Origin of the sequence: Pseudomonas sp. 58 R 12, from assembly GCF_900005865.1 — a bacterium.
GTDB lineage: Bacteria > Pseudomonadota > Gammaproteobacteria > Pseudomonadales > Pseudomonadaceae > Aquipseudomonas > Aquipseudomonas tritici.
In genome coordinates this window covers 128,252-147,041 of sequence record NZ_CVTP01000019.1, presented here as the reverse complement: position 1 = coordinate 147,041, position 18,790 = coordinate 128,252, and the positions used below count along the sequence as shown (strand labels likewise).

The 18,790-nt window shown below is 55.0% G+C and carries 15 protein-coding genes; 14 read left to right on the top strand and 1 reads right to left on the bottom strand.

What is annotated here, in order from left to right:
• The first annotated feature begins 131 nt into the window (after positions 1-131).
• From gyrA to BFP95_RS16260, 10 genes are all read left to right on the top strand, one after another.
• Positions 132-2,801: a DNA gyrase subunit A gene (gene gyrA, locus BFP95_RS16305; RefSeq protein ID WP_065874927.1), complete on the top strand. Its 2,670-nt coding sequence runs from the start codon at positions 132-134 to the stop codon at positions 2,799-2,801.
• A gap of 231 nt (positions 2,802-3,032) precedes the next feature.
• On the top strand, positions 3,033-4,118 hold the full coding sequence (serC, locus tag BFP95_RS16300; RefSeq protein ID WP_065874929.1) for a 3-phosphoserine/phosphohydroxythreonine transaminase: 1,086 nt from the start codon (positions 3,033-3,035) through the stop codon (positions 4,116-4,118).
• Positions 4,118-5,212, top strand: coding sequence for a prephenate dehydratase (pheA, locus tag BFP95_RS16295; protein WP_053132458.1), 1,095 nt, complete (start codon positions 4,118-4,120; stop codon positions 5,210-5,212). Before serC ends, pheA begins: the two co-directional genes overlap by 1 nt.
• Positions 5,213-5,221: 9 nt before the next feature.
• Entirely contained in the window at positions 5,222-6,334 is a 1,113-nt protein-coding gene (hisC, locus tag BFP95_RS16290; protein ID WP_065910429.1) for a histidinol-phosphate transaminase, read from the top strand.
• A gap of 28 nt (positions 6,335-6,362) precedes the next feature.
• Entirely contained in the window at positions 6,363-8,573 is a 2,211-nt protein-coding gene (locus BFP95_RS16285; protein WP_065910480.1) for a bifunctional prephenate dehydrogenase/3-phosphoshikimate 1-carboxyvinyltransferase, read from the top strand.
• On the top strand, positions 8,570-9,259 hold the full coding sequence (gene cmk, locus BFP95_RS16280) for a (d)CMP kinase (protein WP_012722932.1): 690 nt from the start codon (positions 8,570-8,572) through the stop codon (positions 9,257-9,259). Before BFP95_RS16285 ends, cmk begins: the two co-directional genes overlap by 4 nt.
• A 119-nt stretch (positions 9,260-9,378) precedes the next feature.
• A complete protein-coding gene (rpsA, locus tag BFP95_RS16275; protein ID WP_065910428.1) occupies positions 9,379-11,070 on the top strand; it encodes a 30S ribosomal protein S1 in 1,692 nt (563 codons plus the stop codon).
• A gap of 160 nt (positions 11,071-11,230) precedes the next feature.
• Positions 11,231-11,515 (top strand): hypothetical protein, encoded by a 285-nt coding sequence (locus BFP95_RS16270; protein ID WP_049709364.1) that lies wholly within the window; start codon positions 11,231-11,233, stop codon positions 11,513-11,515.
• A gap of 132 nt (positions 11,516-11,647) precedes the next feature.
• Positions 11,648-11,944 carry an integration host factor subunit beta gene (ihfB, locus tag BFP95_RS16265; protein ID WP_003218804.1) on the top strand — a complete coding sequence of 99 codons (297 nt, stop codon included), beginning with the start codon at positions 11,648-11,650 and terminating at the stop codon, positions 11,942-11,944.
• A gap of 21 nt (positions 11,945-11,965) precedes the next feature.
• Entirely contained in the window at positions 11,966-12,208 is a 243-nt protein-coding gene (locus tag BFP95_RS16260) for a lipopolysaccharide assembly protein LapA domain-containing protein (protein WP_065910427.1), read from the top strand.
• 334 nt (positions 12,209-12,542) lie between these two features.
• Here BFP95_RS16260 and BFP95_RS16255 read toward each other — a convergent pair whose 3' ends face one another.
• Positions 12,543-14,438: an acyltransferase family protein gene (locus BFP95_RS16255; protein ID WP_065910426.1), complete on the bottom strand. Its 1,896-nt coding sequence runs from the start codon at positions 14,436-14,438 to the stop codon at positions 12,543-12,545.
• A gap of 1,048 nt (positions 14,439-15,486) precedes the next feature.
• Here BFP95_RS16255 and BFP95_RS16250 point away from each other — a divergent pair.
• The 4 genes from BFP95_RS16250 to BFP95_RS16240 are packed head-to-tail and all read left to right on the top strand — an operon-like array spanning position 15,487 to position 18,740.
• Positions 15,487-15,891, top strand: a complete 405-nt coding sequence (locus BFP95_RS16250; RefSeq protein WP_065910425.1) for a sugar 3,4-ketoisomerase — start codon at positions 15,487-15,489, stop codon at positions 15,889-15,891.
• Positions 15,884-16,348 carry an acyltransferase gene (locus BFP95_RS29035; protein ID WP_083207096.1) on the top strand — a complete coding sequence of 155 codons (465 nt, stop codon included), beginning with the start codon at positions 15,884-15,886 and terminating at the stop codon, positions 16,346-16,348. The genes BFP95_RS16250 and BFP95_RS29035 overlap by 8 nt, the downstream gene beginning before the upstream one ends.
• On the top strand, positions 16,345-17,472 hold the full coding sequence (locus tag BFP95_RS16245) for a DegT/DnrJ/EryC1/StrS family aminotransferase (protein WP_065910424.1): 1,128 nt from the start codon (positions 16,345-16,347) through the stop codon (positions 17,470-17,472). The genes BFP95_RS29035 and BFP95_RS16245 overlap by 4 nt, the downstream gene beginning before the upstream one ends.
• A complete protein-coding gene (locus BFP95_RS16240) occupies positions 17,472-18,740 on the top strand; it encodes an O-antigen translocase (protein WP_065910423.1) in 1,269 nt (422 codons plus the stop codon). Before BFP95_RS16245 ends, BFP95_RS16240 begins: the two co-directional genes overlap by 1 nt.
• Positions 18,741-18,790: the final 50 nt, after the last annotated feature.

Sequence of the window (18,790 nt, the reverse complement as noted above, 5' to 3'; positions counted from 1 at the left end):
ACGTGCAGATCCGTGTCATAACTCGTTGATTTGTCGTAAGTCGTTGTCAGGCACTCTGCCGGCAGCGGCGAGCTTCGTTCGTCCCATATGGATGTGACGAGGTTTCACCCGAAAAAGGAATCAGGCTTCTCATGGGCGAACTGGCCAAAGAAATCCTCCCGGTCAATATCGAAGACGAGCTGAAACAGTCCTACCTCGACTACGCGATGAGCGTAATTGTCGGTCGGGCACTGCCTGATGCGCGCGATGGCTTGAAGCCCGTGCACCGGCGTGTGCTGTTCGCGATGAGCGAGCTGGGTAACGACTGGAACAAGCCGTACAAGAAATCTGCCCGTGTTGTCGGTGACGTGATCGGTAAGTATCACCCTCACGGCGACACTGCGGTGTACGACACCATCGTTCGGATGGCCCAGCCGTTTTCCCTGCGCTACCTGCTGGTAGACGGCCAGGGTAACTTCGGTTCGGTCGACGGCGACAACGCCGCGGCCATGCGATACACCGAAGTGCGCATGACCAAGCTGGCGCACGAGCTGCTGGCCGACCTGCACAAAGAAACCGTGGACTGGGTGCCGAACTACGACGGCACCGAAATGATCCCGGCGGTCATGCCAACCCGTATTCCCAACCTGCTGGTCAACGGTTCCAGCGGTATTGCCGTGGGCATGGCCACCAACATCCCGCCGCACAACCTCGGTGAAGTCATCGACGGTTGCCTGGCGCTTATCGACAACCCTGAGCTGACCGTCGATGAGCTGATGCAATACATCCCCGGCCCGGACTTCCCGACCGCCGCGATCATCAACGGTCGCGCCGGCATCATCGAAGCCTACCGCACCGGTCGCGGCCGCATTTACATGCGCGCCCGCTCGATGATCGAAGACATCGACAAGGTCGGTGGCCGCCAGCAGATCGTCATCACCGAACTCCCGTACCAGCTGAACAAGGCGCGTCTGATCGAGAAGATCGCCGAGCTGGTCAAAGAGAAGAAGCTTGAAGGCATCACCGAACTGCGCGACGAGTCCGACAAAGACGGTATGCGCGTAGTGATCGAGCTGCGTCGTGGCGAAGTGCCAGAGGTGATCCTCAACAACCTCTACGCCCAGACCCAGCTGCAAAGCGTGTTTGGTATCAACGTAGTTGCACTGATCGACGGCCGCCCGCGCATCCTGAACCTCAAGGATCTGCTGGAAGCTTTTGTCCGTCACCGCCGCGAAGTCGTTACCCGCCGTACCGTGTTCGAACTGCGCAAGGCTCGCGAGCGCGGCCACATCCTGGAAGGCCAGGCGGTAGCGCTGTCGAACATCGACCCGGTCATCGCCCTGATCAAAGCCTCGCCGACCCCGTCGGAAGCTAAAGAAGCACTGATCAAGATGCCGTGGGAATCCAGCGCCGTAGTGGCGATGGTTGAGCGCGCCGGCGCCGACTCCTGCCGCCCAGAGACCCTGGACCCGCAATACGGTCTGCGCGACGGTAAGTATTTCCTGTCGCCGGAACAGGCCCAGGCCATCCTGGAATTGCGCCTGCACCGCCTGACCGGTCTTGAGCACGAGAAGCTGCTGGCCGAGTACCAGGAGATTCTCAACCAGATCGGCGAGCTGATCCGCATCCTCAACAGCGCCGTGCGCCTGATGGAAGTGATCCGCGAAGAACTGGAAGTGATCCGCGCCGAATACGGTGATGTGCGCCGCACCGAGATCCTCGATGCACGCCTCGACCTGACCCTGGGTGACATGATCCCGGAAGAAGAGCGCGTTGTGACCATCTCCCACGGTGGCTACGCCAAGACCCAGCCATTGGCTGCGTACCAGGCCCAGCGTCGTGGTGGTAAAGGTAAATCGGCTACCGGCGTGAAGGATGAGGACTACATCGCTCACCTGCTGGTTGCCAACAGTCACACCACGCTGCTGCTGTTCTCCAGCAAAGGCAAAGTGTACTGGCTCAAAACCTACGAAATTCCGGAAGCCTCCCGCGCCGCCCGTGGTCGCCCACTGGTCAACCTGCTGCCGCTGGACAGTGATGAATACATCACCACCATGCTGCCGGTCGAGGAATACACCGAAGGTCACTTCATCTTCATGGCCACCGCCAAGGGCACCGTGAAGAAGACCCCGCTGGAATCCTTCAGCCGTCAACGCAGCGTGGGCCTGATCGCCCTGGAGCTGGACGAAGGCGACGTACTGATTTCGGCTGCCATCACCGATGGCGAGCGTGAAGTCATGCTGTTCTCCGACGGCGGTAAAGTAACGCGCTTCAAGGAATCCGACGTTCGCGCCATGGGCCGTACCGCCCGCGGTGTGCGCGGCATGCGTCTGCCAGAAGGGCAGAAGCTGATTTCGATGCTGATCCCGGAAGAAGGCAGCCAGATCCTCACCGCTTCCGAGCGTGGGTATGGCAAGCGTACCGCTATCAGCGAGTTCCCGGAGTACAAGCGTGGCGGCCAAGGCGTGATCGCCATGGTCAGCAACGACCGCAACGGCCGTTTGGTCGGCGCAGTCCAGGTGCTCGATGGCGAGGAAATCATGCTGATTTCCGACCAGGGCACCCTGGTACGTACCCGCGTGGCTGAAGTCTCGAGCCTAGGCCGTAACACCCAGGGCGTGACCCTGATCAAGCTGGCCAAGGACGAAAAACTGGTCGGCCTGGAGCGTGTCCAGGAACCGTCGGAAGTTGAAGGCGAAGAGCTGGAGGGCGACGAGCTTGAAGGTGAAGGCTTCGATGGCGAGGTGATTGCAGCCGGCGATGACAACGTCGACGAGCCAACCCTCGATGCAGCCGCAGACGAAGAAGAACCGCAGGAATAAGCGGACACACAGGGGGCGGATGAAGATTCGCCCCCTTGTTGTTTGTCCGGATGGAAATGTTGATACCCAAGCAGATTCCTTGTGGGAGCGGGCTTGCTCGCGAAGGCGGACTGACATTCACTACAAATGTCGGCTGTTAGATCGCTTTCGCGAGCAAGCCCGCTCCCACATTGGATCGGGTGTCGCCTGATATGTTTGCGTGACTACCACCAGATCAGAGTGAGATTGGATGTGAGCAAGAGAGCCTATAACTTCTGTGCCGGTCCCGCGGCGCTTCCTGAAGCAGTCCTGCAGCGTGCGCAGGGTGAACTCCTCGACTGGCATGGAAAAGGCCTCTCCGTGATGGAAATGAGCCATCGCAGCGATGAGTTTGTGTCCATCGCCACCAAGGCCGAGCAGGACCTGCGCGACTTGCTGGACATCCCTTCCGACTACAAAGTGCTGTTCCTGCAAGGCGGCGCCAGCCAGCAGTTCGCCCAGATCCCGCTGAACCTGCTGCCGGAAGACGGCACGGCCGACTATATCGACACCGGTATTTGGGGCCAGAAGGCGATTGAAGAGGCCTCGCGTTACGGTCACGTCAACGTGGCGGGCACCGCCAAGCCGTACGACTACTTCGCGATTCCCGGTCAGAACGAGTGGAAGCTGTCGAAGGACGCGGCCTACGTGCACTACGTAGCGAACGAAACCATCGGCGGCCTGGAATTCGACTGGGTGCCGGAAGTGGGCGACGTGCCGCTGGTGTGCGACATGTCTTCGGACATCCTCTCGCGCCCGATCGATGTGTCCAAGTACGGCATGATCTACGCCGGCGCGCAGAAGAACATCGGCCCGAGCGGCATCCTGGTCAACATCATCCGCGAAGACCTGCTCGGCCGTGCCCGCTCGCTGTGCCCGACCATGCTCAACTACAAGGTCGCGGCGGATAATGGCTCGATGTACAACACCCCGCCAGCGTTCGCCTGGTACTTGTCCGGCCTGGTTTTCGAGTGGCTGAAAGAGCAGGGCGGTGTGGCTGCCATGGGCAAGCGCAACGAAGAGAAGAAGCGCACCCTGTACGACTTCATCGACGCCAGCGGCCTCTACAGCAACCCGATCAACCTCACTGATCGCTCGTGGATGAACGTGCCGTTTCGCCTGGCGGACGACCGCCTGGACAAACCGTTCCTGGCCGGTGCCGACGCGCGCGGCCTGCTGAACCTCAAGGGCCACCGTTCGGTCGGTGGTATGCGCGCCTCCATCTACAACGCTGTCGACATCCACGCCATCAACGCGCTGGTTGCCTACATGGCAGAGTTCGAAAAGGAACACGGCTAATGTCTGAGCAAGAACTCAAGGCCCTGCGTGTACGCATTGACAGCCTGGACGAGAAAGTCCTGGAACTGATCAGTGAGCGCGCGCGGTGCGCCCAGGAAGTGGCACGGGTGAAGATGGCGTCCCTGGCAGAAGGCGAAGTGCCGGTGTTCTACCGGCCTGAGCGTGAAGCCCAGGTGCTCAAGCGCGTGATGGAACGTAACAAGGGCCCGCTGGGCAACGAAGAGATGGCGCGGTTGTTCCGCGAAATCATGTCGTCGTGCCTGGCGCTGGAGCAGCCGCTGAAAGTGGCGTACCTCGGCCCGGAAGGCACCTTCACGCAAGCGGCGGCCATGAAGCACTTCGGCCACGCAGTGATCAGCAAGCCGATGGCGGCGATCGACGAAGTGTTCCGTGAAGTGGCGGCCGGTGCGGTGAACTTTGGCGTGGTCCCGGTGGAAAACTCCACCGAAGGCGCAGTCAACCACACCCTGGACAGCTTCCTCGAGCACGACATGGTGATCTGCGGCGAAGTCGAGCTGCGTATCCACCACCATCTGCTGGTGGGCGAGAGCACCAAGACCGACAGTATCAGCCGCATCTATTCTCACGCCCAGTCCCTGGCGCAGTGCCGCAAGTGGCTGGACGCGCATTACCCGAATGTCGAGCGCGTGGCAGTCTCCAGCAACGCCGAAGCCGCCAAGCGGGTCAAGGGTGAGTGGAACTCGGCGGCCATCGCCGGTGATATGGCGGCGGGCCTGTATGGCCTGACGCGCCTGGCCGAGAAAATCGAGGACCGCCCGGACAACTCCACGCGTTTCCTGATGATCGGCAGCCAGGAAGTGCCGCCGACCGGCGACGACAAGACCTCGATCATCGTCTCCATGAGCAACAAGCCCGGCGCGCTGCATGAGCTGCTGGTGCCGTTCCACGACAACGGGATTGACCTGACGCGCATCGAGACTCGTCCTTCGCGCAGCGGTAAATGGACTTACGTGTTCTTTATCGACTTCATCGGCCATCACCGCGACCCACTGGTCAAGGGTGTGCTCGAGAAAATCAGTCAGGAAGCCGTGGCACTCAAGGTGCTGGGCTCTTACCCGAAAGCGGTTTTGTGAGGCGTTAACATGAGTGACAACTTTCTCGCCCTGGCTCAGCCGGGCGTGCAACAACTGTCGCCTTACGTTCCGGGTAAGCCTGTGGACGAGTTGGCGCGTGAGTTGAATCTGGATCCTTCCAAGATCGTCAAATTGGCGAGTAACGAGAATCCGCTGGGCCCGAGCCCTAAAGTGCTCGCGGCGATTCGTGAAGAGCTGGCGGAGCTGACGCGCTATCCCGACGGCAATGGCTTTGCTCTAAAGTCGCTGCTGGCGCAGACGTGCGGCGTCGAGCTGAACCAAGTGACGCTGGGCAACGGTTCCAACGACATTCTCGAGCTGGTCGGCCGTGCCTACCTGGCGCCTGGCCTGAATGCGGTGTTCAGCGAGCACGCGTTCGCGGTGTATCCAATTGTCACCCAGGCTGTCGGTGCGGATGCACGCATCATTCCTGCGAAGGACTGGGGCCACGACCTGCCGGCCATGCTGGCGGCCATCGATGCACAAACCCGCGTGGTGTTTATCGCCAACCCGAACAACCCGACCGGTACCTGGTTCGACGCCCAGGCGCTGAACGACTTCCTGCAAGACGTACCGGAACACGTGCTGGTGGTGCTGGACGAGGCGTACATCGAGTATGCCGAGGGCAGCGACCTGCCGGACGGCCTGGACTTCCTGGCGGCCTACCCAAACCTGCTGGTCTCGCGCACGTTCTCCAAGGCCTATGGCCTGGCGTCGCTGCGGGTTGGCTACGGTTTGTCCAGTGCGGTGGTTGCCGATGTGCTGAACCGCGTACGCCAACCCTTCAACGTCAACAGCCTCGCGCTGGCGGCGGCCTGTGCGGCGGTGAAGGATACCGAGTACCTGGAAGAGAGCCGTCGCGTCAACGAAAGCGGCATGCTGCAATTGCAGGAAGGCTTCCGTGAGATGGGCCTGGGCTGGATTCCGTCCAAGGGCAACTTCATCTGCGTCGACCTCGGCCAAGTGGCCGCCCCGGTGTTCCAGGGTCTGCTGCGCGAAGGCGTGATCGTGCGTCCGGTGGCCAGCTACGGCATGCCGAACCACCTGCGCATCACCATCGGTTTGCCAGCTGAAAACAGCCGCTTCCTGGAAGCGCTGGCCAAGGTCCTGGCCCGTGGTTGATGTCACCGCATTGCAACCTGCTGTGCCTATGATCGGTCGCCTGGTGGTGGTCGGTCTGGGCTTGATCGGCGGCTCCTTCGCCAAAGGCCTGCGTGATAGCGGGCTGTGTGGCGAAGTGGTTGGCGTGGACCTGGACCCGCAATCGCGTGAGTTGGCGGTGGAGTTGGGGGTGGTGGATCGCTGTGAAGCGGACCTGGCGCTTGCGTGCCGTGGCGCTGACGTGATCCAGCTCGCGGTGCCAATCCTGGCCATGGAGAAATTGCTCGGCGTGTTGGCCGGTATGGACCTCGGCCAGGCGATCCTGACGGACGTCGGCAGTGCCAAGGGCAATGTGGTGCGTGCGGCGCAACAGGCGTTTGGCGGCATGCCGGCGCGGTTCGTGCCGGGCCATCCGATTGCCGGTTCCGAGCAGAGCGGGGTAGAGGCGTCGAATGCGCAGCTGTTCCGTCGTCACAAAGTCATCCTCACACCGCTGGAGCAGACCGACCCCGCTGCGCTGGCAGTGGTGGATCGTCTGTGGCGTGAGCTGGGCGCGGATGTCGAGCACATGCAGGTTGAGCGTCACGACGAGGTGCTGGCGGCGACCAGTCATTTGCCGCATTTGTTGGCTTTTGGCCTGGTGGATTCGCTGGCCAAACGCAACGAGAACCTCGAGATATTCCGTTACGCCGCCGGCGGCTTCCGTGATTTTACGCGAATTGCCGGCAGCGACCCGGTGATGTGGCACGACATCTTCCTTGCCAATCGCGAAGCGGTGTTGCGCACCCTGGACACCTTCCGCAGTGACCTCGACGCCTTGCGCGATGCGGTCGACGCGGGGGATGGCCATCAATTATTGGGCGTGTTCACCCGTGCAAGGGTGGCGCGTGAGCATTTCAGCAAGATCCTGGCGCGCCGGGCCTATATGGAAACCGCTGTGAGCGCTGATGAACTGACCTTTCTCGCCAGCCCGGGGGGCCGCTTGAGCGGGCGCATTCGGTTGCCGGGCGACAAGTCGATCTCCCATCGGTCGATCATGCTCGGTTCGTTGGCTGAAGGTGTGACCGAGGTCGAGGGTTTCCTCGAGGGCGAAGACGCCCTGGCGACCTTGCAGGCGTTTCGCGACATGGGTGTAGTGATTGAAGGCCCGCACCATGGGCGTGTGACCATTCATGGCGTGGGTTTACATGGCTTGAAACCGGCGCCGGGGCCGATTTACCTCGGTAACTCTGGCACCTCCATGCGCCTGCTGTCCGGCTTGCTGGCAGCGCAGAGCTTTGACAGCGTGCTGACTGGCGATGCGTCCCTGTCCAAGCGCCCGATGAATCGCGTGGCCAAGCCGCTGCGGGAAATGGGCGCGGTGATCGAGACCGGGCCGGAAGGGCGTCCGCCGCTGACCATTCGTGGTGGCCAGTCGTTGAAGGGCGTGGCGTATGACATGCCGATGGCCAGCGCCCAAGTCAAATCCTGCCTGTTGCTGGCTGGTTTGTATGCCGAGGGCAAGACCGCCGTGACCGAGCCGGCACCGACCCGTGACCACACCGAACGTATGTTGCGCGGCTTTGGTTATCCGGTGGCGGTGCAGGGCGCGACGGCTTCGGTGGAGTCGGGCCATGCGTTGACGGCTACCCATATAGAAGTGCCGGGGGATATCTCTTCTTCTGCGTTCTTCCTGGTGGCCGCGTCGATTGCCGAGGGTTCCGAGTTGTTGCTGGAACATGTCGGTGTCAATCCGACGCGTACCGGGGTGATCGACATCCTGCGGCTGATGGGCGCAGATATTACGCTGGAAAACCAGCGCGAAGTCGGCGGTGAGCCTGTGGCGGACCTGCGGGTGCGCGCGGCGGCGCTGAAGGGGATCGAGATTCCCGAAGCGCTGGTGCCGTTGGCAATTGATGAGTTTCCGGTGCTGTTCGTCGCGGCAGCCTGTGCCGAGGGTCGTACGGTGTTGCGCGGGGCTGAGGAGCTGCGCGTGAAGGAATCTGACCGTATCCAGGTGATGGCCGACGGTCTGCTGGCGCTGGGGGTGAAGTGTGAACCGACCCCCGATGGGATTATCATTGACGGTGGCCTGATGGGGGGTGGTGAAGTGCATGCCCATGGCGATCACCGGATTGCCATGGCGTTCAGTGTGGCTTCCCTCCGGGCGGCGGCGCCGATTCGTATCCGTGACTGCGCCAATGTTGCTACGTCTTTTCCGAATTTTCTTACACTGTGTGCCCAAGTCGGCATCCGTGTTGCCCAAGAGGCTCAATTGTGAATATCAAAGCACCGGTGATTACCATCGACGGGCCAAGCGGTTCGGGCAAAGGCACGATCGCCGGCATCCTGGCCAAGCGCCTGGGTTGGTGCCTGCTGGATTCCGGCGCGCTGTACCGCTTGCTGGCGTTTGCCGCTCGCAACCACGGCGTCGACCTGACCAACGAAGAATCCCTGAAGCTGCTGGCCGCACATTTGGATGTGCAGTTCGTCGGCGCGACGGAAGGTCATCCCCAGCGCATCATCCTCGAAGGGGACGATGTGACCGATGATCTGCGTAACGAACAAGTCGGCTCCTGGGCGTCCCAGGTCGCCGCGCTGCCGGCCGTGCGTGACGCTTTGCTGCAGCGTCAGCGGGCGTTTCAGGAGCCGCCGGGCCTGGTGGCCGATGGCCGCGACATGGGCACCGTGGTGTTCCCAGAGGCGCCGCTGAAGATTTTCCTGACCGCCAGCGCCGAGGAGCGGGCTCGCCGCCGTTACTTGCAGTTGAAGGGCAAAGTCGATGGTGTTAGTCTGTCGAGTCTGCTAGATGAGATCCGTGCACGCGATGAGCGTGATACGCAGCGCGCAGTAGCCCCGCTAAAGCCGGCGGCTGATGCGATACAGCTGGATTCCACGGAGTTGTCCATCGAGCAGGTGCTGGAACGCATCATGAGCGAGATCGCCATTCGCGATATCGCCGGGTGACCAAGAAGGCCGCAGGGGACCAGTCATAGTCCTGTGGTACTTCTTTTAATTGAAACTGACCCACACCGTCTGGGGTGTGGAGATGGGCGTATTCTTCGCCCTTATCAACAGGAATTAAAATGAGCGAAAGCTTTGCGGAACTCTTTGAAGAAAGCCTAAAAACCCTGAACCTTCAGGCAGGCTCCATCATCACCGGTGTTATCGTTGATATCGATTACCAAGCTCGCTGGGTAACCGTTCACGCTGGTCTGAAGTCTGAAGCTCTGATCCCGCTGGAACAGTTCTACAACGATGCTGGCGATCTGACAATCAATGTCGGTGACGAAGTTCACGTTGCTCTGGACTCGGTTGAAGACGGTTTCGGTGAAACCAAGCTGTCCCGTGAAAAAGCCAAGCGCGCTGAATGCTGGATTGTTCTCGAAGCAGCCTTCGCAGCTGAAGAAGTGGTCAAGGGCGTTATCAACGGTAAGGTTAAAGGCGGCTTCACTGTCGACGTTAACGGCATCCGTGCGTTCCTGCCAGGTTCTTTGGTCGACGTTCGTCCAGTGCGCGACACCACGCACCTGGAAGGCAAAGAACTCGAATTCAAGGTCATCAAGCTCGACCAGAAGCGCAACAACGTTGTCGTTTCCCGTCGCAGCGTCCTGGAAGCAGAGAACTCCGCCGAGCGTGAAGCTCTGCTGGAATCCCTGCAGGAAGGCCAACAAGTCAAAGGTATCGTCAAGAACCTCACCGATTACGGCGCATTCGTCGATCTGGGTGGCGTCGATGGCTTGCTGCACATTACCGACATGGCTTGGAAGCGTATCAAGCATCCTTCCGAAATCGTCAACGTTGGCGACGAGATCGATGTCAAGGTTCTGAAATACGATCGCGAACGCAACCGTGTTTCCCTGGGCCTGAAGCAACTGGGTGAAGATCCATGGGTCGCTATCAAAGCCCGTTACCCAGAAAGCACTCGCGTTACCGCGCGTGTTACCAACCTGACTGACTACGGCTGCTTCGCTGAGCTGGAAGAAGGCGTTGAAGGCCTGGTACACGTTTCCGAAATGGACTGGACCAACAAGAACATCCACCCTTCGAAAGTCGTACAAGTCGGCGACGAAGTGGAAGTTATGGTTCTGGACATCGACGAAGAGCGTCGTCGTATCTCCCTCGGCATCAAGCAGTGCAAATCTAACCCATGGGAAGATTTCTCTGGCCAGTTCAACAAGGGCGATAAAATCTCCGGCACGATCAAGTCGATCACCGATTTCGGTATCTTCATTGGTCTGGACGGCGGCATCGACGGCCTGGTTCACCTGTCCGACATCTCCTGGAACGAAGTGGGCGAAGAAGCTGTTCGTCGTTTCAAGAAGGGCGACGAGCTGGACACCGTTATCCTGTCGGTTGACCCAGAGCGCGAGCGCATCTCCCTGGGCATCAAGCAACTGGAAAGCGACCCGTTCTCTGAATTCGTTCAGGACAACGACAAAGGCGCAATCGTTAAAGGCATCGTGAAAGAAGTTGACGCTAAAGGCGCCATCATCACTCTGGCCGACGATATCGAAGCGACTCTGAAAGCCTCCGAAATCAGCCGTGACCGCGTTGAAGACGCGCGTAACGTTCTGAAAGAAGGCCAGGAAGTAGAAGCCAAGATCATCAGCGTTGACCGCAAGAGCCGTGTAATCCAGCTCTCCATCAAGTCGAAAGACGATGCTGAAGAGAAAGAAGCCATCCAAAGCTTGAAAGACAAGCCGTCGGATAGCATCGCTGCTGGTCCTACCACTCTGGGCGACCTGTTGCGTGCACAAATGGAAAAACAGAACTAAGTTCTGTCAGACCATAGAAAAAGGGCGACTTCGGTCGCCCTTTTTTGTGCCTGAAATTTGTTGAATCAACACCGAGAACCAAGCTGCTCAGCTCAGTGTCAGAAGTGACTATAGTCATAGGAAAAGTGGTTCGCGTGTTGCGGCTTCAATAAGGATTTGAATGAACAGGCTTATCTTAATATTCGCAGTGGTAATGCTTGCAGGCTGTACCGCCACCAGCGCCAAGACCCACGCCAAGCGAGGCGTCAGCGGCATCGAGATCGATTGTTCGGGCCTGGGCAACAACTGGAGCAAGTGCGACAAACGCGCCGCCAGAGAGTGCAAGATGCAGGGCTACAAGGTCATCACCAAGTCCAGCGACGCCAAGGACGAAGAGGGTGACTACCCATTCGGCTGGAACCCCGCCGGCGCGGTAACGCGGACGATGTTGGTGATCTGCAATTGAGGGTGTGGCATGTTCGCTACGGGTGTTTATTCAACTAGCAGATAAGTTTATGTATGGGCTGTTCAAATTCATCAAGTCATGCTAAAACCTTCGAAGCGCTTTTCCTAGCTGCTTGAAAAAGAAGGGAAAAATATGACGAAGTCGGAGTTGATCGAACGAATTGTCACCCATCAAGGGCTGCTCTCATCCAAGGATGTGGAGCTGGCTATCAAGACCATGCTCGAGCAAATGTCCCAGTGCCTGGCAACCGGGGATCGGATTGAGATCCGTGGGTTTGGCAGCTTTTCGCTGCACTATCGCGCACCGCGGGTAGGGCGGAATCCTAAGACTGGGCAGTCGGTGAGCCTGGATGGGAAGTTTGTGCCTCATTTTAAGCCGGGGAAGGAGTTGCGGGATCGGGTGAATGAGGATGAGGAAGAGGGTGTCTGATTTTTTGGTGGGGAGAATGCTATGCATTGGGTTAAGCGCGTTGTTACTGTACTGATAACGCTGGTTATTGCGTTGATGGTTTTAGTATTTGTTTTGGAGAACCAGCAGGAGGTTTCTCTCTCGTTCCTTGGGGTAGGTACGGGACAGATGCCACTTTCGGTATTTGTGGTGGTGGCGTTGGTAGTTGGGATGTTGGTCGGGCCATTGTTAACGTTTTTGGTGCGCCATCGGCGGGGTAGGTCGATACCCGTTGGGCGGAGTTAAACAATTGTGTTTGCCGAAAATTCGATAAGTCGGCTGCATGACCATTTATCAGTAAGTACTGCTTTTTGTCTATTTGGCTGATTTTTAGATTCAGTCTGTCTATAGTCACGTAAGTTTGCGGCTGCTAACGTTCGCTGGCTCGCTTAATCATCTTTTCTTTATGCATCCTTCTTGAATGCCGTCGTTCCCCAATCGTGAATGCTTGATCGAGACAGGCAGATGCTGATCGTCTATGCCACTTATAGATTTGGCTCAGGCAGGCATGCATTGGCCCCATGATTTTCATCCCGAATGAAAATATGCCCGGCGAGTGCCGGGCTTCATCACAAATTTTTCAGTTGACGAAGGGATGTAGTAGTTGCTTTAGCCTCGGGGCAAGAATCGTTCGCCCTACGTACAAAGACGCTGAAGGGGTGAGATGGCCGTAGTCTACCGCCATTAGCGACTTCCCATCATCCACCTTGGCCAGGCAGGCCATGCCTTCACATACCGCACTGATAACAGAAATGTAGTCGATCACCTTCGGATTGAGCTTTTCTTTTAGAAGTGCGTCAGATTTGAGGATCCGTTGATCTAGCCCCTGATCTATGATCTGACTGTCAGTTGAGTTCCAGTGACGCTTAGTGATCAGCAGTGGCAAGGACGGTTGCCATTGCGGTACCGGCCCGACCAGCACAACCTCTTTAACTCCCAGCGTCTTTAGATGCCGAGCAATTTCATTCCAATCCGTAAGTTCGTGAGAATTCTGTTGAGCCATCACGACCATCTCAGGTTGGATTCGAGCAATTTCCTGTAATGCAAAGGCGTTGGATGCATTACAGGTAGCTTGGAACGCCACGGGAGACTTGTTCTGGCCTAGGGTTGCTCCACAAGCAGATGAGGTGACTTGATAGAAAGGAACGCCGGCAGGAAAATTGCTCCGAATTCCGAATGAAAGCGCTTCAGCATGCGAGTCCCCCCAAAGAAAGACACCACCCATCCCTTTCTTTTCAGTGCAAGAAGCGTCAATGTTTTTTGCACCGGTAGCGATAAACACCTCATAAGAATTACATTTAAGCCAGTATGCCTCACTAAGGTTCTTATGCAGCACTGCATAACTATCCACAAATTTTGTTTTCTCAATGATGTTCTCACCTCTTATATTCGAGTTGAGGCCATCGGATTTGAAAACAAAAACACAGAGCAACACAAGACTTACGAAACCGCCACACCAAGCCAAAGAACGAGCACCGCTTTTAGATTTTTTCGTCTTGCGCTCAATCAATACATAGGAGGTATAACCGAATACCAGTGAAATAACAATGCCTATCAAGGCACTGGAAAAACCATTGAGCTGCCCCGAATAAGTCATGTAGGCCATGACGGGCCAGTGCCAAATATAAATCGAGTACGAGTACAAGCCGACGCGCTGAAACACCCAATTACCGGTCAACCGAGAAGTCTGTCTATTGGCGAGGATTACCATCATCGTTCCCATGACCGGCATGAGCGCGTAATAGCCGGGCCAAGTCGTAGTTTTTGATATCACGATATAGCCAGACAGGATTAGCGCTAACCCTGCCCATTCGAGGATACGGCTTTTGGCTTTGTTCAATGCGAGAGGGAACAGGAACGCAAGTCCACCGGCGCAAAGCTCCCAGGCGCGGGCTTTCAGCAGATAAAACGCTTGTTCTGGGTACCGTGGAGAAAGTATGAGCGAGTAAATAAAACCAATCAAAACCGCCGCCAGCACAAACCAACGGATAGCCTTGATTCCAAATAATTTACTCAGGACTAGCAATACAATTGGATAGATAATATAGAACTGCCACTCAACAGAAAGCGACCAGGTGTGAAGCAGCCAATTCTCATTCGTACTTGCGGCAAAATATCCGACTTGCTTCAAATAAACTATGTTCGAATAAAATGCAAGGCTGCTATAAGCGTGTTGTGCCAATTGTTTGTATTCAGTTGCTAATAAGTTGAACCAACCAAACACCATTAACGCAAGGCACATAACAGCTAGGACGGGAATGATTCGCTTAGCCCGCGCAATATAGAAACGAACCAAACTGAAATCATCGCCACTCAACCCACGGCAAATAATCGCCGTCATCAAATAGCCAGAGATAACAAAGAACACATCTACCCCAGCAAACCCGCCTGGCAGCCATAACGCATTGAAGTGGTAAATGACGACAGCCAGTACAGCTAGCGCTCTTAAACCATTTATATCTTTTCTAAAATCCATTATTCGCTATCCGATGACTGTCTTTTCACGAGGCATATGACTTGGTATTTTTTTGGGGGGGGGGCGACGGCTGACTCCCAGACTCGTCGCGGGCGAGATATTACAGGATTTCTTTCTACCGCAGCCTCGTACTTACCAAAGTTACAACGCTTGACTTCTTTGGATTTTTTTTGCGTCTGTGTTGGGTAGCCATTGTCTTTCTTTCCGATGTCACGACTCACCTTAGAGCTCCAGCCGATGAGATTGAACACCCGCTCCGATTGAAACCTCGAGAAGGTTTTTCTAACGGCTCCGCAGCGGCTCTGTTCGGAGGGAATGTGTCGGTCGGCATGGGCCTGATACGCTTCGTCGTTCTAAAGGCACACGCAGGGACCGAAACCCGTCGATCTTGTGTTTGGTTGGCTGAAGGATGTCGTATCGTTGCGTGCTTCGTCAAACTCGCAAAAAACTCACTGGCGATGGTTTCGCTGACCAATGCCACGGGTTGTCTAAGGTGTTACCGAGTACAAAGCCTAACAGCCGATTTGCCACAACCGTCCCCCCCGATGGGGCATTCAAGTGATTCAGATTGTTAGCGAAGCGTATCCAGTAGGTCGCCATCAGGCGTTGTGAGTTTGTTTGCTAGCGCGCAATCCCGCAAGCGACCATCGCGCCGTACTTCTCATTGAGACTCTGTTGCGCTAGTTGCTTTGGCCGTTTGCTGGGGAGATTGCCGCTCTTGAGGCAGAGCTAATCGTCCCTCATTCTCAAGGTCTGTTGTGCCGGACGACACATGACACTAGAAAATCGTGGGTGAGGCGATCCTATGCGCCATAGAGAACGGGCGAATTTTCTATCGAGCTACTGCGGTCACCGTGCGTTTCAGGCGACGCCGGCACGAAAGAAGATCTCAGCAGATCTCGACGGAAAGGAGGGAGCGACGTATCGGGAGATTCATCGCGTTGGTTTTTGGTATATAGAGCCTTTCGTGGTCTAATAATAAATATTTCTATGCGGTTAGGCCTCGTGATGGCGACTTGACATGGATCGTGATTCTGAGGGGTACTAAATGAGTTTGGTAGATTTGGTCGACCTGCAAGTGCTAGGTGACGATCGTGGACAGCTGGTCGTGCTAGAGGCGCAAAAAAATGTCCCATTCGACATTAAGCGCGTTTATTTTCTGATGGGGACGCGACCAGGCGTATCGCGTGGCTTCCATGCGCACCGAGAGCTTCGACAGGCTGCTATCTGTGTCTCTGGCCAGTGTCGTATGGTGATGAATAACGGGCTAAAAACTGAAGAAGTTATTCTGGATACCTCAAGCAAAGCGATATTCATAGATAAAATGATATGGCATGAAATGCATGACTTTTCAGCGGACTGTGTTCTTCTAGTATTGGCCAGTGATTATTATGATGAGCAGGACTATATTCGGAGTTACCCAGAGTTCATAGGGCTTTTGAATCATGCCTAAAATACATGAGCTTGCAGATGTAAAAAGTCAAGATATTGGCGAGGGAACACGTATATGGCAATTTTGTGTTGTGCTGGAGGGGGCGATCATTGGTAAAGGCTGTAACTTGTGCGCCCATACCCTAGTCGAAGGTGACGTTATTATTGGTGATAATGTTACTTTGAAGTCGGGTGTGTATTTGTGGGATGGTACTCGTATAGAAGATAACGTATTTATAGGGCCGAATGCCACATTTACCAATGATTCAATGCCTCGTTCGAAAGTGTATCCAGGAAAGTTTGAAGGGATTACCGTTAAGTTTGGTGCCAGTATTGGAGCGAATGCAACGATTCTCCCAGGAATTACAGTTGGTCGCTCCGCGATGGTAGGCGCAGGAGCTGTCGTGACTAAAGATGTTCCTGATTTTTCAGTAGTCGTTGGAAATCCAGCCAAAATAATTCGGTATCTGACAGTATGATTAAGTTTTTAGATCTGAAAGCGATCAACCACGAAGTGCGTAATGAATTATTGGACGCTTGCGCCCGTGTTATTGATTCCGGTTGGTATATTGGGGGAGAGGAGCTACAGCGCTTTGAGCAAGCGTTCGCGCAGTATTGTGGGGTCAAACATTGTGTGGGCGTCGCTAATGGTCTTGATGCGCTAAGTTTGACGTTACGAGCTTGGAAGGAACTGGACCGTCTTCGCGATGGGGACGAAGTGATTGTTCCCGCTAACACTTATATAGCAAGTGTTCTCGCTATCACTGAAAATGGTCTGGTCCCGGTTTTGGTTGAACCCGATCCGGTGACGTATAACTTGAATGTCAACAATGTTGAGCAAGCGATCACCTCGAAAACTAAGGTTCTTTTACCTGTGCACCTTTACGGGCTGCTTAGTGATATGCCTGCTTTGATTTCAATTGCTGAAAAGCATGGGCTCTTGGTGCTGGAGGATTCCGCCCAATCGCATGGTGCAAGCCATAATGGAAGAAAGGCGGGTGCTTGGGGAGACGCATCAGGTTTTAGCTTTTATCCTGGCAAAAACTTGGGGGCGCTCGGTGATGCTGGAGCCATCACGACTGATGATGAGGAGCTAGCTCAGGTACTACGTGCTCTTCGAAATTACGGATCGCATGAGAAGTACCAGAATCTATATCGAGGTGTAAATAGTCGCCTGGATGAAATCCAGGCTGCGGTGCTATCTGTAAAAATAAAGTACTTGGACGCGCAAGTAACACGGCGTCGTGAAATTGTACAAACATATTTGCAGGGTATAAAGAACACCCAAATAACCTTGCCAGTGCCTCCGGGTACCCAAGTTATGGAATTTGAGGCGCACGTGTGGCACTTGTTCGTTATTCGAACAACTCATCGCGAGGCACTTCAAAAGCACCTGCAAGATAAGGGGGTTCAAACGTTGATTCATTACCCAATTCCGATTCATAAACAAAAAGCGTATGCAGAATTGTCAGCATTGTCTTTACCCATTACCGAAGCCATCCATCATGAAGTGCTAAGTTTGCCCCTGGGGCCTACGATGACTTCGGAAGAGGCGCAGAAGGTTGTGTTAGCCTGTAATAGCTTTAGTGTCGGCACCTGCTGATGACACTGATAAAAACGGGGCTGTTGAACAGTATTGCTGTCACGATAAAGATGTTGACTCTCTTGGGGCTCAACAAAGTCCTCGCTGTTTATGTCGGGCCTAATGGTTATGCGGCGCTGGGGCAGTTTCAGAACGCCATGCAAATGATTACAACCTTTGCGAGTGGCGCTATTAATACCGGCGTCACCAAGTATACTGCCGAGTACGTGAATGACCATTTAGCACAACGCAGAGTGTGGGGAACTGCGGGGACAGTTGCCTTGGTGGGCTCTTTATTGAGTGCGATTATCATCGTCGCGTGCAATGAAGTGTTGGCTAAATGGTTTTTAAACAGCGAAGAGTACGGAGGTGTATTTATATGTTTTGCAGCCTCTCTGGTTTTTTTCTCATTTAATACACTTCTCTTGGCTGTGTTGAATGGCAAGAAAGAAATAGAGCGGTATGTGATTGCTAACATAGCGGGAAGTTTATTTTCCCTAGTGATTACCTCGTTTATGGCCATGAATTTTGGGTTATATGGCGCTCTAGTTGCTCTTGCAGTTTATCAGTCAATCGCGTTTATAGTAACGCTTGTGCTTTGCTACAGGGCACCGTGGTTCAAGCTTGCATATTTTTTCTCGGGCATTGATGTGCCCGTTATATTAAACCTGAGTAAATATGCGCTGATGGCGTTCACTTCGGCTGCGTGCGTTCCCGTCAGTCACATGGTCGTGCGTGAATACCTTAGTAATACATTCGGCTTACAGACTGCCGGCTATTGGGAGGCGATGTGGCGTTTGAGTGCGGCTTATTTAATGCTCGTGACGACGACGTTGAGCGTGTATTACCTTCCGAGGTTGTCCGAACTCAAAAGCGCCAGTGAAATAAAGCTCGAAGTGCTGCAGGGCTATCGGATTATTTTACCGATAGCTATTTTGAGTGCGTTAATTATTTATTTTATGAAAGACTTTATAATTGTTACGTTGTTTACAACAGATTTTTTACCGATGCGCGAGTTGTTTGCCTGGCAGATGCTTGGGGATACCTTGAAGATAGGTGGCTGGTTATTGGCTTATCTTATGCTAGGTAAGGCTATGGTAAAACTTTTTATATTTTCAGAAGTTATTTTCGCAGTTGGCTTTGTTGTTTTTACTTGGGTGTTTACTAGCCTGCTCGGATTTCAAGGTGTTGCAATAGCGCATGCAGTGAATTATCTACTTTACTGGTTGGTCATGGCTTTTTTTGTGTGGCGTAAACTGGTTGGTCAGCAAGCCTTTACAGAAAATTAAAGTCAGTTGTTAGTATAGTTGAGAGCTTTTTGAGTAAAGCCGGAGTAGTG

Coding starts and splice junctions, on each gene's coding strand:
- gyrA (WP_065874927.1), top strand. CDS start 132: ATGGGCGAACTGGCCAAAGAAATCCTCCCGGTCAATATCGAAGACGAG.
- pheA (WP_053132458.1), top strand. CDS start 4,118: ATGTCTGAGCAAGAACTCAAGGCCCTGCGTGTACGCATTGACAGCCTG.
- hisC (WP_065910429.1), top strand. CDS start 5,222: ATGAGTGACAACTTTCTCGCCCTGGCTCAGCCGGGCGTGCAACAACTG.
- BFP95_RS16285 (WP_065910480.1), top strand. CDS start 6,363: ATGATCGGTCGCCTGGTGGTGGTCGGTCTGGGCTTGATCGGCGGCTCC.
- rpsA (WP_065910428.1), top strand. CDS start 9,379: ATGAGCGAAAGCTTTGCGGAACTCTTTGAAGAAAGCCTAAAAACCCTG.
- BFP95_RS16270 (WP_049709364.1), top strand. CDS start 11,231: ATGAACAGGCTTATCTTAATATTCGCAGTGGTAATGCTTGCAGGCTGT.
- ihfB (WP_003218804.1), top strand. CDS start 11,648: ATGACGAAGTCGGAGTTGATCGAACGAATTGTCACCCATCAAGGGCTG.
- BFP95_RS16260 (WP_065910427.1), top strand. CDS start 11,966: ATGCATTGGGTTAAGCGCGTTGTTACTGTACTGATAACGCTGGTTATT.
- BFP95_RS16255 (WP_065910426.1), bottom strand. CDS start 14,438: ATGGATTTTAGAAAAGATATAAATGGTTTAAGAGCGCTAGCTGTACTG.
- BFP95_RS16250 (WP_065910425.1), top strand. CDS start 15,487: ATGAGTTTGGTAGATTTGGTCGACCTGCAAGTGCTAGGTGACGATCGT.
- BFP95_RS29035 (WP_083207096.1), top strand. CDS start 15,884: ATGCCTAAAATACATGAGCTTGCAGATGTAAAAAGTCAAGATATTGGC.
- BFP95_RS16245 (WP_065910424.1), top strand. CDS start 16,345: ATGATTAAGTTTTTAGATCTGAAAGCGATCAACCACGAAGTGCGTAAT.
- BFP95_RS16240 (WP_065910423.1), top strand. CDS start 17,472: ATGACACTGATAAAAACGGGGCTGTTGAACAGTATTGCTGTCACGATA.